The sequence below is a fragment of the Marinobacter denitrificans genome, assembly GCF_008795955.1.
Lineage (GTDB): Bacteria > Pseudomonadota > Gammaproteobacteria > Pseudomonadales > Oleiphilaceae > Marinobacter > Marinobacter denitrificans.
Map to the genome: position 1 here is coordinate 419,340 of NZ_VMHN01000002.1, position 13,378 is coordinate 432,717.

The window sequence follows — 13,378 nt, forward strand, 5'->3', positions numbered from 1 at the left end:
CTTTCAATGGACGAACTCTGGAAATGTCTTGATAAAAGGCAGCCAATCCCCTCCAGGTCCGTCATGTTTACCATCGATGACGGTTTTTACGATCATCACGATGTGGCGGCAAGGGTATTTGACGAGTTCGGCTTCCCACTGAACTTTTTTGTTATCACCGGCCTCCTGGACCAACAACTGTGGCCCTGGGACGACCAGGTTTCCTACGCACTCAACCACTCCCGTTCAGAGCCTACAGACATTCGCCTGCCGTCCGGCACGGTCTATTCGGTCAATCTTGAGGTTAACTCGGCGAAGGCAACCGTGAAGGAGATTCGTGAAGCTCTGAAAGCGGGGCCTCAAACCGAGATCTACCAGTGGCTTCGGGAGGAGCTTTTCGGGAAACTGGGTGTTGATTTTCCCTCTTCTACTCCCCCTGAATACCGCCCGATGTCCTGGAGTGACGCAAAGTCCCTGCGGGAGAGGGGGCATGGTGTTTATCCCCATACCCGCACCCATAGAATTCTGTCAACATTGAACCCGGCAGAAAAGCGGGAAGAAATCGTGGGTTCCCTGAAACGAGTTGAGGAAGAACTGGGGTATACCCCACAGGTCTTCGCGTACCCTACAGGTCGGCCTGCGGATTACGATAGCGGCGACGTGAATGAACTCGGGCAGGCCGGGTTCAACATGGCCTTTAATACGGTTCCGGCCTATGTAAGGCAGGGGCAGGATCGCTATCAACTTCCACGCTTTTCCCTGCCGGAGAATACCGCAGACTTTGTTCAGATTGTAAACCGCTTTGAAGCATTAAAGGAAAAGCTGCGGAGCTAATTGGTGTCCCCGCGCAGTTTCCGCATAACCCGAGTAGCAATGTCCCTGATGGACATGCAAGAGTAGCGGAACGCAGGGTGGGGGTCTTTCCAGTAAAACAGTGCGGCTACCCGGCGGTAGCGGAGCAGCCCGATATAGCGAAAGAGCACTGCTAACACATTTTCGCGGTCTTCAAGCCTCGCTACCAGGTCACCGAAGAAGTTCCAGTACACACGGTTATTCTTCTGGGGTGCGAATGCCACCTGCTTGCCGTAAGCTACCTGGGTGGCCGCCAGAATGTTATTAATCCCGCACCGGGTATCAAACCAGTTACACATGCCAAGGCGTGGATTGGTTTCAATATAGTAATAGTTCCCGGAATTCTGGTCTTTCTTGAACTCGATCATGGCGGGCCCGGAATAATTGAGCGCCTCGCCGATCTTTGCGCATTCGTCACGCAGCGCCTGATTCTCCCGGCTGATCGCCAGTGAGGTTACGCCATAATGAGAGGGCATGGTGCCCAGGCGGTTGAACACGAAACAGGCACTCAACTGCTTGTTCAGGTCGAAGGTAACATTGCACACCCAAAGGTTATCGTCCTCACCCTCAATCACTTCCTGGGCAATAAAGCGGTCCAGTTTGCCACGGAAATCTTTACGGAATTCTTCGAATTCCGCCAGGGAGTTAACGATGACATTTTTCGCCCCCAATACAGCGTATTCCCGAAATGTGCGGGGCTTGATGATCAGCGGGAAAGAGGCGGGGGCGTCGTTGGCCAAATCGTAATAGGTTTTTGGAAGCGTAATACCGCCTTCTTCCATCGACTGACATTCCAGCTTTTTGTCGTTGAGGATTTCGGTGGTTTCCGACGAAGGAACGATCAGATGGTGATTGGAGTAACCCTCACTTTTCAGTTTACCGAGCAGTTCCGCTGCAAGGTCCGAGCATGCCAATAATACCCCCGGGCCATCTTCATTGCGGTAAAGCTGGTCCAGAACCGGCCTTATATCTTCTACGCCGGGATTGGCCGGCAATATAAAGCGGTACTGGCTGTATCGGCTATAGGCGCTCAGGTCAGTCTGGCTTGTCAGCAGGGTATAGGTTCGCAAACCTGCATCCGCGGCTGACCGTACCGCTCCAAGACCATTCAGGCCGTTAGCAAGTATGATCACATAGGGTTGATTCATAGACATCGTCAACTTTTCAATGCACGTAGATATTGTTTTACCTCGAACCAGAACGGGCGAAGGTCTTTCCAGCGATTCACCTCATGACGGGTTCTTAATCCTGGCGTGAAGAACCGCAAAATCTCAGCAAGCTTCTGTCCGAACGAGTAGAAGTCTGGCGAAGATTTCAGCACAAGGTAAAGCCGGTCCAGGTCGCCGAGCAACCATCGCACTCGCCGGTGCTGCCAGCTTGCCTGCGGTACTGTTTGCCCGGTGCTTGCCAGGTACAGCCACCAGGGAAAATCGATTCCCGAGTCGATGGCCAGCTGGAGTGACCCCCAGAACCGCGGATTCACTTCCATCAGATAACCAGGCCCATCCGGGGCGACCCGGAATTCAACCATTGCCACACCGTGCCAGGCGACAGAACGAAGCAGTGTCTCTGCATAGCTTCGCAGTTGATCATTGACCGGGGCAGACTCGCAAAGAACGCTGACACCACCGCCCGGTGGTTTTTCCCTCAGTCTGCGGTGGGCGAAAAAGCACACAGGTTCGCCATGATCAAACAGGGAAAAAATTCCCTGCCCGGAACCCTCGATAAAGGACTGTATGGTGAATGGGAATTGAAAGAAATCATGGTTTCGCAGGGCCTCGGAAGCTTCCTGAGCCGAATGCGCAACAATAACCTGTGTAGAAATGATGGAAGCCGGCTGCAGTATCTTTGATTTGAAAGGCTTTAGCACAACCGGAAAATGCTCGATGCGCTCCAGTGCCTTGAGGCCTTCCTCGGCTTCAGAGCAGAATATCGTCTCCGGCACCGGTACGTTCTGCTCAAGCGCCAGCTGGAATAGATTGTTCTTGTTGGCAAGCTGCTCCACCGACGCCGTCTCCGGGAAGGGGAGAGTAACATGCGCGGGCAGCTCCTCTCGGTAAGCCAGAATAACGTACGTGGTGGCTTCCGTTATGGGTAGCAGAAATGAAATGTTGTGTTCGTCGATCTGCTTCAGGAGGTCTTCAAAAAACTGTCTGGGCGCGTTGAAAGGATCAGCATAGGTGAGGCTCTGGTGACAATACCGGGACAGCCCGGCCATGGAGGGCGCACAACTCTCACCAACAGCTACCCATAACCCCTTCGCACCCAGTGAGCGCACTGTTGCAAGTGCTGCCCTTTGATTTCCGTCCAGCACCAGAATTCTGGGTTCCATAGGTAGCAACGTCCTGTGTTTTTACCGAGTATTCAACTGTGAGGCGATTATCCTGCATAATGAGCCCGAATTCTATCGCAGCCTTCTTACGGAAATGTAGGAAACGCTCGTAACGGTGCCAGAGGCGACCCTGTTTGTGGCATGATGGGCTACAAAAGGGAAGTCCGGCAGCGTTCGGTTTGAACTAAAGGGAGATTATTCGTTGAGCCAGTGGGTGTACGAGCGGTTTGGCTCGAAACAGGGATTTGTCCGATTTATCTACCACCGCGCTCTGTCGTTAACAGGCGCCTACCGGAAGTATTCCCGCCCCCCGGGCCCCGTCACCTCCCGGCGGGTGGTCTTTATCTGTAGCGGCAATATTTGCCGCAGCCCTCTGGCAGAGGTCTATGCTCGCAGCCTGGGGATGGAGGCCGCGTCCTGCGGCCTGAACTGCGGTGACGCCTTTCCTGCAGACCCCCGTGCGCGTGAGTTTGCCAGGCAGCAAGGGCTAAACCTTGAAGACCATAAAACCGTCAACGTCCGGGATTTTGAATTCAGGGCTTCCGACCTTATCGTTGTTATGGAGCCCTCTCATCTATATCAGTTCGAGCAAAAAATAGGAAAACAATACACGTTGGTTCTTGCCGGAAGCTATTGCCGAAACCCGATACCGTATATTCACGACCCTTTCAATTGCTGTCCGGCGTTCTTCACACGGTGCGAAACCATAGTCATGGAAAGTGTGCGGGGGCTCTATGCGTAAAAAAGCCAAAGAAATAACCGAAGAGGATCTCTATTCGCTGAATATCGGCATGAATTGGCGATATTTAAAAAGCGAAAGCTTTGCTTTCTGGATGATTTGCATGTACCTGTTTTTTGAGTATGTGCGCCCTCAATCGATCTATCCGATTATAGATTTTTTGCCCTGGACCCAGTTGGCTATCATCGGTGCTCTCGTGGGGTGCTTTGCGGACCGGACCGTACGTTGGGTGTCTTCATCAGTAAACGTTTTGCTGATTCTCTTTCTTATCCTCATTCTGTTATCCAGTGTGTTTGCCTATTTTCCCTCGATATCTTATGGAAAGCTTGAGAATTATTACCTCTGGGTGATCATCTACTTTCTTATCATCAACATCGTTAATACCAGGAAGCGCTTTTTTATCTTCTTGTGTATCTTCCTGGTGGCCTCTTTCAAGATTTCCTTGTCCCTTGCAATTTCGTGGGCAATGCGGGGTTTTTCCTTTACCACTTGGGGGCTTTCTGGGCCACCAGGATTTTTTCAGAATTCCGGCGAGCTGGCCATTCAGATGCTGGTGTTCTGGCCCATAGCCTGGGCCTTTGCCCACTCGCTCAAGCCCCGTATCACCAAGACATGGTACTGGTTGCTGATGCTGATGCCGATTACTGCAATCATGGTAATCCTTGGGGCCAGTTCACGTGGGGCGCAGCTTGCGTTAGTGGTTCAACTTGTAGTGATGAACTATAGAACCGTATTCAAACCCAAGGTTCTCATATCGTGTGCAATAGCGGTGACCTTACTGTGGACGTTTTTGCCTGAAGAGCAAAAAGATCGGTTCCGCACAATGGGAGAAGACAGAACTTCTCAACAACGCATTCTGTATTGGGAAAACGGACTCGAGATGATCAAAGAGCATCCGGTTCTTGGGGTGGGCTATTTTAATTTTCCCTCATACTTCGGGCGTTACTACGCAGATGATGTGCTCCTCCATCGAGTGGAGTTGCCTCACAATATTATAATTCAGGTCGGTACAGACACGGGAATTACTGGCTTAGCTATATTTTTGATACTAATTCTAGTCGCATTAAGAAAGGCTCAGAGATTCCGTGCCGATGGGTGTGAGAACAATCAAAAGCTGATAGGCGCTTGTGCAAACCTTTCACTACTCGGTTTTATAGTGGCAGGTCAGTTTGTAACGGTCACTTATTATCCGTACCTTTGGATTCACCTGGCGCTTTTGGTGTCTATGCGAAACAGTTTTATGGAAGACTCTAAACGAAAAAAAGGACGATCATGAAGTTACTTTGGCTGTCCCATCTGATTCCTTACCCTCCCAAGGGGGGGGTGCTCCAACGTACCTATAACATGATCAAGGAGGTCAGCAAGTACCACGAAATTACATTAGTTGCGTTTAACCAAGCAGGCTTCCTCTCAGCAAGTCTCCCAGACCAGAATGATCCATTGGAATATGCAAAACAGGAATTGCTCAAATGCGTTGAATCCATTCACGTGCTGGACATCCCGGAGGATGCTATCTCCGGAGGGCGATATCTTACGGCACTGAAAGCGTTGTTTTGTGGACAAGCTTACAACATGGAATGGCTCAAATCTGCTGAGGCTAGGGACACCATAGCTAGCCTGCTCGCCGAAAAGTCCTTCGATGCGGTGCATATCGATACCATTAGTCTCTGTGTCTACTCCGACCTTTTGAAGGGGCTTCCTGTTGTTCTGAACCATCACAATTTCGAATCAGCCATGCTCAGGGCACGCTCAAAAACTGAGCAGAATCCGGTAAAAAGTCTTTACTACAAGTATGAGGCCTCGCGGTTATGGAAAAGTGAAGTCGAACACTGCCGGCATTCGAGCCTCAATGTTACCTGTTCAGACGAAGACGCCGAGTCGATGAAGGCTGCTATAGGCGATGGAGAATTCATATCAGTTCCAAACGGCGCGGATGTCTCTTATTTTTACCCAAACTCGTCCGTTACGGTGGCCCCCAAAAGCATAGTGATTGTCGGTGGGCTTTCCTGGTACCCAAACCGAGAGGCAGTAGAATACTTTATCCGCGAGATATGGCCTTTGATCAAAGTGAGACTCCCTGATATGCGTGTGGATATCATCGGGCGTGACCCCACTCCGGAAATGTTGAAGCTTGCCGAAACTGATGAATTGTTCCGTGTCCATGGTTTCGTTGATGATGTTCGAGACTACCTCTGGCGGGCGCAGTTCTATATCTGCCCAATTCGCACAGGTGGGGGCACAAAGCTCAAAATTCTGGATGCGTTAGCGAGTGGCTGCTGCATTATAGCCGACCCTTTTGCGTGCAAGGGCATTAAGGTTCAGGACGGGATTGATGTGACGTTCGCGCAAACACCAGAGAGCTACGTGGATGCGATAGTAGACCTGCTTGGCAATCCGGAGAAAGAGGCGCGCTTGCGTAAAGCCGGTCCGGAATTGATCAGGAATCGCTACAGTTATCTCAGCATTGGGAAAAGATACGCGGAAGCACTTGATCAACTGGCCCCTAGGCGGGCAAGTGGCAATGGAAGTGAACTCAACGCTGGCCGGAAGGATTACCTGCATCTTTAAACTGCCCAACCGACCAAGCCGAAGGAACTAAAAGTCCCTTCGGCTTGGTGAAATTCTGCTTCTACTTCAGTGACAAGACAGGAGGGTTAGGGGCTTTTGAGGTGGCACTCGTCAAATCTTGCGTGCCGAGTAATGACTGCTCCGAAATGGTTATATGATCAATTAACCACTCGGTATCATTCGCATAGGCAGCATTGGCCCATCCCATGAAGTAGCCTGCATTCCAGCCTCGGACCCCTTGGCTCGGTAGCGGAAGAACTGCATCAGTTGTTTGATGCATCAGTTTTCGTTGGCTAGGTGATTCGTTTTCCCATCTGCGCCACAACTCAATTACGCCATCGTTCGACTGTCCATTTGACGACGCTTTCGCATGAATTGTTATTTCCATCCAGCGGCCACGGTCGTCCGGCACGGATATGAAGTCATCATGACCCTGATGCCCACCCATGATATTAAAAGAGCCTTCACTGTAATGGAAGGCTAGCCTACTTGAACCGCCGTCTGACCCCCAGAATTCCCACGCAACTGTTGGGCCTTCTCCTTTATGTGAATAGGCGTCCATCCATAGTGCGAAAAACTTGTGATTGCTAGGCGAGCTTTGTCCGTGAGTGTAATTAATCGGGACCCTGATCCAATACTGTAACCACATGTCTTCGTAAGCTCCTCCGAGCTTGAAGCGCTGCTCTGACATGTTATCTCCAGCTGCATATCGAAATCTCAAGCTATGCTCGCCATGTTTAGGATCCCAATCACGCCCACTAGGTATCGCTGTGTCTCTTTCGCCATTGTTGTAGACCACGGCGTCTGCTGTGACAATGGATGTCCTATTGTTTCGGCCCCAATCAAAACCCTCTGCGTTTGTGGCCGCCATATCTCCGGATTCGAAGGAGTCTACCATCAGTGGCTCACCATTGACTGTGGTGGCCAAGAGGGACGCAAGGGCTAATACGGTGAGGTGCTTAAGTTGTTTCAGATGTACCATGTGGATCCTACTCCCGAGCTAGTTCAGTTTGCGACTATAGCGCATTTGACAAAATTTTGCGTTTTGTATGGTTGCAGTTTGGTTACTGCTTGTGAGTGGCTTAGAGGCGGTTTATGCTAGTTGCCGCGTGACTTTAGGCTATTGTTCATTATTGGCAAGTATTGGTTTTGGTTGAACAACGGGGCTTTTTGAGTACTATTCTTCTCGCGATTTAACGAAAAGGATTTCTAATGACTCTGAATGTTGAAATCAAGCAGAGTGTCCTGCTCTACAGGGCGAAGAGACGAGGACGGTATTATCTAAAGCGGCTTTACCAGTTTGTTACCCCTTCTCAGGCAACACGACCAGTGTTCATTTTGGGAAGCGGTCGGTCTGGTACGGATATTGTCTCTCATTGCCTGAGCAAAGCCTGGGACGTGGAGCTCATAAATGAAGACAATCCGAAAGCGTTTGATAACTGGCGGCTGAAAAATTTTGATGCTGTTCAGAGTGCCGTCAACTCAAGCCGGGCAAGCCAGGTGCTGTTCAAACCCATTGTCGAAACGCTTCGGGCACGCGAGTTTCTTACCGAATTCCCTTCTGGCGTCGTCATTTTTGTCATCCGCAATCCCGACGATGCCATCAACTCAATGGTACGTTTTTTTGGTGAGGCCCAGGTTCGTGCGGTCCGGAGCTGGGTTGAAACAGGCTTCGCCAGGCAACCTCAGGCGCCTACGGAGATCAGGGAGTTTATCGCCAGCCACTGTCATGCTGACCTGTCTCTTGAAGATGCCGCTGGCCTGTACTGGCTTCTTTACAACAGTTCTTACACGTTCCTTGATCTTCAGTCGAACCCCCGTGTTACCAAGATCCGGTATGAGAACCTTGTTCAGAAGCCGGATGAGACCATGCAGGAAATCTGTAATTTACTTGGCATGAAATGGTTCCCTTCGATGACCGATGAGGTATACGCAGGGTCCGTTGGCAAAAACCGCAAGCCGGATATGTCTCCGGCTATCGAGAAGCGATGCAGAGAAGTCTGGGCGCAGTTAACCGGCGAGTAGCACCAGAATTTTACGCCCAGTTCAATTGTTCAAGCGTTTTTAAGGTTGCCATCATGTCCACGTTAAAGATCGGGTACGCCGCCCGGCAGTATCCTGAAGTGCGCAATATCATCGGTTGTGTCGAGGGCGCCCGCTACCACCTTTGCCGCGACTACTTCTCCCTGTTAAGGCGAGTTAGCCCCATGCTGGGTGCAGACCCTTCTTCAGATCGCTTTTTTGACCAGCAGTTTCAGTTCCGCGATTTTGGATTGAATCGGGTGGACTGTCTGCATCTGTTCAATGGCATCAATTACTCCAGAACACCGTGGGTAACCACCTATGAAACTCTGATACCCCGTTTCCGGCATGTGCTGACAAATCATACGTCTGATACGGAGAGGGTTCGCTCGTCAGAAGCGACAAAGCGTGCGCTTTCATTGCTCGCCGCTGATCAGTGTAAAGGGCTGATCGCACTCTCGAACAGTGCCAGGCAGATCCAGGGGCGATTTTTGGGGCATTTCCCGGAATTCAAAGATCACATAGAGAGCAAGACACTTGTCTTGCACCCACCTCAGAAACCCCTGGTAGACGCCGATGGGGAGTTAACATTTCCTCATGAAACAGATGGAAAGATAACCTTCATGCTTGTCGGCCATCATTTCTTTCGAAAAGGGGGAGAGGAAATTGTTGATGCGCTGGCAGAGGTCAGAAGGCGAGGTCATACCGATCTCCGGCTGGTGATCGTCAGCCGCCTTCAGCCAGACGCCTATGCATCCTCATCGGATGCCGAGGATGTGGCACGTATCAGGGCTGTGATTGCCGAGAATGGCGAGTGGATCGAGCATCATGAGGCACTCAGTCCGGAATCGGTTCTGGAAAAAATGCGCACCTGTGACGTAGGGTTGCTGCCTTCTTACGCCGAAACCTATGGCTATTCGGTTCTGGAATTCCAGGCGTGCGGCAGGCCGGTCATTACCACCAACGTTCGGGCGTTTCCGGAAATCAATAGTGATGACCGGGGCTGGCTCATCCCCGTTAACAAACAGGAGACAGGCGGTGAGGCCTGGTTCAAGAGCGATCACGATCGGGCAGTGCTGTCCGCCGCAATTAAAGCAGGATTGATAAACGTGTTTGAAGAAATTCTGGCAAATCCGCAACAGATCAGGGAGAAAGGCGCCCGGGCTCTGAGTCATATCCTGTCACACCATAACCACAAACAGTTTGGTGAATCACTCGAGGCGCTGTATCGCCAGGCCTGAACCTCCTTATTTCAAATCCGCTTTACAGGAAATGCATTATGTCGTTCAAGCTGGCTGTTGTTGTCAATAAGGATGGAAATGAGCTGGGCCCCTCCGAAACCTTTCTGCACGCCCATATCAATGGTATGCCCTGTTCGGTGGTGTCTCTGGTCGGGAATCCTGGTTACCGTATGATACGATCAGGGAGTTCCGGTGCCGGGGCGTATATGGCGTCCAGGGCACTGCTTCCGCTCGGCGTGCGATGGCTACAACGGAAGGTGACTGGCTGTACCGTCGCCACGCAGGATACCAGTGCACTAAAGCGCTTCCTTGAACGCAATCAGGTAGACGCAGTGCTGGCAGAATATGGGCCAACGGCTGTTTCGGTAATGGAAGCATGCACCCAGGCAGGGGTGCCTCTGGTTGCTCAGTTCCATGGTTATGACGCCTATAGGGAGTCTTTGCTCGCGGAGCTTGAGGGGGGTTACAGGCAACTTTTCAACAACGCTGCTGCAATCGTTGGTGTTTCCACCCATATGTGTGAGCAGCTATCGAAACTGGGCGCGCCTGCAGAGAAGTTATTCCATAACGCCTGTGGTGCAGATGTCGCCGATGAGCCAGCATCATTGCGGGAACACGCTGCAAGGTTCCTGATGGTGGGGCGCCTGGTTGAGAAAAAGGCCCCCTTCGTTTCGCTACTGGCTTTTGCGGAGCTCCTGAAGCACGTTCCTGATGCCCGGCTTGAGGTGATCGGAGATGGGCCTTTGAAAACACCTTGTCTCCAGTTGGCAAAAGCGTTGTCTGTGGACGACCGAATCAGGTTTTCAGGTGCGCAATCCCACGACTATGTGCTCAAGGCCATGAAGCAGGCCAGTGGATTTGTTCAACACTCGGTTCGCGCTCCTGATGGTGATATGGAGGGGACCCCGGTGGGAGTTCTGGAAGCGATGGGTATGGGCCTTCCCGTGGTCTCAACCCGCCACGGCGGTATACGCGATATCATCGAAGAGGGCGAAACCGGGCTTTTAGTGGACGAGTACGATGCAACCGGGATGGCGGAGGCGCTGGTTCAGGTAGCGACAAAACCGGAATACGCAAAGCGCTTGGGAGCTCAGGCGCGTGCCAGAGTGTTGCAAAACTGGACTACCGAAAAGAGCGTTGGGCGACTCTGGGAGATTATTCAGAAGAGCGTTTGACAGGCTCTGATGAATTCCCGGCTGCAGTTGTCGAGACTGTACTGTGAGCTGGCCTTATTCCTGGCGGAGTCTCCCATAGCTTTTCTTCGGCTGTCATCATTGAGGAGGGCTGCAATGTAAGACGCGGCGCTGGCAGGGCTGTCTTTTTCATACACGAAGCCATTGTCCTCATGGTCGATCGCCTGCTTTACCGAAGGGATGTCGGGCACCAGTACCGGCAGTCCCGCGCTCATATACTCCACGATGGAGAGAGAGAACCCCTCTCCGAGAGCAGCATGCATAGCGATATCAGCGGCGCCCAACAAGGCCTTGGCGTCCGTTCGGAATCCGGTCAGGCGCACCCTTTCCTGAAGCTTCAGGTCCTGAACCTGCTGTTTCAACCGGTTAAAGTCAGGGCCATCACCAATGAGTACGAAGACAAGTTGGTTGTCAGGCTCGATCTTTTGAAGCTCTGCAGCGGTTTGGATGATGAAATCAAAGCGCTTATAGGGGTGAGCGCGGCCGGTAGTGATGCACACCTGTCGATCATCGGGGATACCAAGACTCTCTAGTAGCGAGGAGCGCGAAGTAGCGGAGGATTGAATCGGCGGTATGCCATTCTGTACCACGTGGCAGCGTTCACCCGGTAACCGGCCATTGGAAATACTACGCTGGCGCATCAGGGGTGAGACACACAGCTGACTGTCGGCGCAGACCAGCGGAAGCCGATGACGTACCGCCTTTATCAGTCCTTTAAGGCCGCCAATCACGGGGCGATCCCCTGGCGTGTGATCATGTACGACGATGTTCTTCACACCGGCCTGTCTTAATGCCGCGTACTGCGGGTTGAACCAGGAGCGATCTGTCAGGTACATGTGGCGGATATTATTGGTTTTGATAAACGTTTTGAGGTTGGACGGCAACGCCCCGGAACCGGTCATTTCGAGCTCCACCGGGGTGATGCAGCTGTCTTGGATAGCGGCTGGTAGCTGGTTGATGCTTGGATAGGCGAGGAAAGCTTTAGCGCCCCGCGCTTTGAAATGCTCCGCCAGAAGGACCCAAAAATGTTCCATCAGCCACCAAGCGTATCCGACGTCAGATGGGTAATTGGAGACCAGCAATATATTTCCGTTATCGTGCTGTTTCATTAAGGATTCCATTAAGGTTTCGTGTATCCAGGGTTGCAGACATACGCGCCGTTCGGTGGTAGCATCCTTCCCACAATTCGCGCCGTAATCATGCCAGAAAGCGCAGTACCCGAACAGACCGTTGCGCTGTACCAGTGATAAGGAGATTGTCTGGTGAAAATCGGTTATATGTACAAGATGCACGCCTATCCTCCGAAAGGTGGCAACCATGTCCATGCCCTGGAGTTGGTACAGGGGTTTCTGAAAGCAGGGCACCAGGTGCTGGTGGTGGATGACCCCACAATGCCAGGTGCCAGGAATTACCAGGGTTCTGAATCCGGCTCTCTCCGGGCTTTCTGTGCAGCCATCGATGTGCTTTATATCCGCATTGATGCCCGCTACCTATCTGAATGGCCAGCAGCTGCTGAATGTATGGCAAGGGTAGGAGAGCACAAGCCAATCATTTGGGAAATCAACTCTCCGGCTAACGAAACTCTTGCTTTTTCATGGCTGGGAGGAAAGCGGGCAGGAGAGCGAGAATCTTGGCTAAAGGGGTTGAAGCGCTGGATTCATGCGACGCGAAAGCTTGCCGGCATTAAGCGTGAAGAGAAGCTGAGAAAAGAGCTTTGCAAAGATGTAGATGCAGCTATCTGTGTTTCTTCCGCCCTGGGCCACTACGCCCGTGAAGCACTGGAGCTCACTAACGTTAACGTTCTGCCTAACGGAGGCCCGGTGATATCCGTGGAGGAAATAACACGCCGCAAGTCACTTCGAAAGGACAATGCTTTCACTGTGTTTTATAGCGGAAGCGCGATTTACCCTTGGCAGGGCCTTGACTTTATAGCGAGTGCGGTCCTTCGTGCGCAGAGTCGGGCGCCGGACATAAAGTTCGTTCTGGCAGTCAATCAGCGGACTGAATTCCTGCCTGAGGGGCCAAATGTTGAAATAAGAGAAGGCCTGGACCGGGAAGGCATTCTTGATTCCATCTGTTGTGCAGATGCCTGCGTTGCCTTGCATCCGGATTATCAGTGGTCCCCATACGGTTTCCACAATTCCCCTATGAAGATGTTTGAGTACATGGCGTGCATGACACCGGTGGTTACCTCGAACAGGGCCCAGATGGCGGAAATCATCGACCATGGTAAGAACGGGCTTTTATGTGATGACACTGCAGATGACATTCTGAACCAGCTTATTCGCCTGAGAGACGAGCCGGAACTCGCAGCCAGGCTGGGGCGAGCTGGCTGGGAGTTGATCCAGCAGGAAAGGAGTTGGAAGCATAATGCGGATGCGACACTTGAGCTGTTTCAGCAGTTAGCTGGCGCAGACAGACAGACAACCAGTTTGGCTTGAAGGGAGGTCGG

12 protein-coding genes are annotated in these 13,378 nt (G+C 51.9%); 8 read left to right on the forward strand and 4 right to left on the reverse strand.

Translation table 11 applies throughout. The features are described from left to right. Window positions 1–6 precede the first annotated feature (6 nt). Entirely contained in the window at window positions 7–813 is an 807-nt protein-coding gene (locus tag FO268_RS09870; protein ID WP_225316654.1) for a polysaccharide deacetylase family protein, read from the forward strand. Here the strand turns inward: FO268_RS09870 and FO268_RS09875 are convergent. Next, window positions 810–1,985 (reverse strand): carboxylate--amine ligase, encoded by a 1,176-nt coding sequence (locus tag FO268_RS09875; RefSeq protein WP_150992448.1) that lies wholly within the window; start codon window positions 1,983–1,985, stop codon window positions 810–812. The genes FO268_RS09870 and FO268_RS09875 overlap by 4 nt on opposite strands. 2 nt (window positions 1,986–1,987) lie before the next feature. Further along, the gene (locus FO268_RS09880) at window positions 1,988–3,163 is read right to left on the reverse strand and encodes a carboxylate--amine ligase (RefSeq protein WP_150992450.1); all 1,176 of its coding nucleotides are present in this window, start codon (window positions 3,161–3,163) and stop codon (window positions 1,988–1,990) included. 202 nt (window positions 3,164–3,365) lie between these two features. Here FO268_RS09880 and FO268_RS09885 point away from each other — a divergent pair, with 202 nt between their 5' ends. The 3 genes from FO268_RS09885 to FO268_RS09895 are packed head-to-tail and all read left to right on the forward strand — an operon-like array spanning window position 3,366 to window position 6,470. Beyond that, window positions 3,366–3,905, forward strand: a complete 540-nt coding sequence (locus FO268_RS09885; RefSeq protein WP_150992452.1) for an arsenate-mycothiol transferase ArsC — start codon at window positions 3,366–3,368, stop codon at window positions 3,903–3,905. Continuing rightward, entirely contained in the window at window positions 3,898–5,178 is a 1,281-nt protein-coding gene (locus FO268_RS09890) for an O-antigen ligase family protein (RefSeq protein ID WP_150992454.1), read from the forward strand. Before FO268_RS09885 ends, FO268_RS09890 begins: the two co-directional genes overlap by 8 nt. Then, on the forward strand, window positions 5,175–6,470 hold the full coding sequence (locus FO268_RS09895; RefSeq protein ID WP_150992456.1) for a glycosyltransferase family 4 protein: 1,296 nt from the start codon (window positions 5,175–5,177) through the stop codon (window positions 6,468–6,470). Before FO268_RS09890 ends, FO268_RS09895 begins: the two co-directional genes overlap by 4 nt. Window positions 6,471–6,531: 61 nt before the next feature. Here FO268_RS09895 and FO268_RS09900 read toward each other — a convergent pair whose 3' ends face one another. Next, complete coding sequence (locus FO268_RS09900) at window positions 6,532–7,452, reverse strand: hypothetical protein (protein WP_191966933.1); 921 nt, start codon at window positions 7,450–7,452, stop codon at window positions 6,532–6,534. A 230-nt stretch (window positions 7,453–7,682) separates the two neighbouring features. On the opposite strand from FO268_RS09900, the gene FO268_RS09905 reads away from it, so the two are divergent. Genes FO268_RS09905 through FO268_RS09915 form a run of 3 tightly spaced genes read left to right on the forward strand, consistent with a single transcriptional unit; the run spans window position 7,683 to window position 10,908 of the window. Further along, on the forward strand, window positions 7,683–8,495 hold the full coding sequence (locus FO268_RS09905; protein ID WP_150992457.1) for a sulfotransferase family protein: 813 nt from the start codon (window positions 7,683–7,685) through the stop codon (window positions 8,493–8,495). Window positions 8,496–8,548: 53 nt separating this feature from the next. Continuing rightward, window positions 8,549–9,733 (forward strand): glycosyltransferase family 4 protein, encoded by a 1,185-nt coding sequence (locus tag FO268_RS09910; protein WP_191966934.1) that lies wholly within the window; start codon window positions 8,549–8,551, stop codon window positions 9,731–9,733. A 38-nt stretch (window positions 9,734–9,771) separates the two neighbouring features. After that, the gene (locus FO268_RS09915; protein ID WP_150992461.1) at window positions 9,772–10,908 is read left to right on the forward strand and encodes a glycosyltransferase; all 1,137 of its coding nucleotides are present in this window, start codon (window positions 9,772–9,774) and stop codon (window positions 10,906–10,908) included. On the opposite strand, the gene FO268_RS09920 is transcribed toward FO268_RS09915, so the two are convergent. Then, entirely contained in the window at window positions 10,893–12,218 is a 1,326-nt protein-coding gene (locus FO268_RS09920; RefSeq protein ID WP_202336597.1) for a glycosyltransferase family 4 protein, read from the reverse strand. The genes FO268_RS09915 and FO268_RS09920 overlap by 16 nt on opposite strands. On the opposite strand from FO268_RS09920, the gene FO268_RS09925 reads away from it, so the two are divergent. Beyond that, on the forward strand, window positions 12,189–13,367 hold the full coding sequence (locus FO268_RS09925) for a glycosyltransferase family 4 protein (protein ID WP_150992465.1): 1,179 nt from the start codon (window positions 12,189–12,191) through the stop codon (window positions 13,365–13,367). The genes FO268_RS09920 and FO268_RS09925 overlap by 30 nt on opposite strands. Window positions 13,368–13,378 lie beyond the last annotated feature (11 nt).

Excerpts from the sequence above, each read along its gene's own strand:
- FO268_RS09915 (WP_150992461.1), top strand. The coding sequence starts at position 9,772 with ATGTCGTTCAAGCTGGCTGTTGTTGTCAATAAGGATGGAAATGAGCTG.
- FO268_RS09870 (WP_225316654.1), top strand. The coding sequence starts at position 7 with ATGGACGAACTCTGGAAATGTCTTGATAAAAGGCAGCCAATCCCCTCC.
- FO268_RS09905 (WP_150992457.1), top strand. The coding sequence starts at position 7,683 with ATGACTCTGAATGTTGAAATCAAGCAGAGTGTCCTGCTCTACAGGGCG.
- FO268_RS09900 (WP_191966933.1), bottom strand. The coding sequence starts at position 7,452 with ATGGTACATCTGAAACAACTTAAGCACCTCACCGTATTAGCCCTTGCG.
- FO268_RS09895 (WP_150992456.1), top strand. The coding sequence starts at position 5,175 with ATGAAGTTACTTTGGCTGTCCCATCTGATTCCTTACCCTCCCAAGGGG.
- FO268_RS09875 (WP_150992448.1), bottom strand. The coding sequence starts at position 1,985 with ATGTCTATGAATCAACCCTATGTGATCATACTTGCTAACGGCCTGAAT.
- FO268_RS09910 (WP_191966934.1), top strand. The coding sequence starts at position 8,549 with ATGTCCACGTTAAAGATCGGGTACGCCGCCCGGCAGTATCCTGAAGTG.
- FO268_RS09890 (WP_150992454.1), top strand. The coding sequence starts at position 3,898 with ATGCGTAAAAAAGCCAAAGAAATAACCGAAGAGGATCTCTATTCGCTG.
- FO268_RS09880 (WP_150992450.1), bottom strand. The coding sequence starts at position 3,163 with ATGGAACCCAGAATTCTGGTGCTGGACGGAAATCAAAGGGCAGCACTT.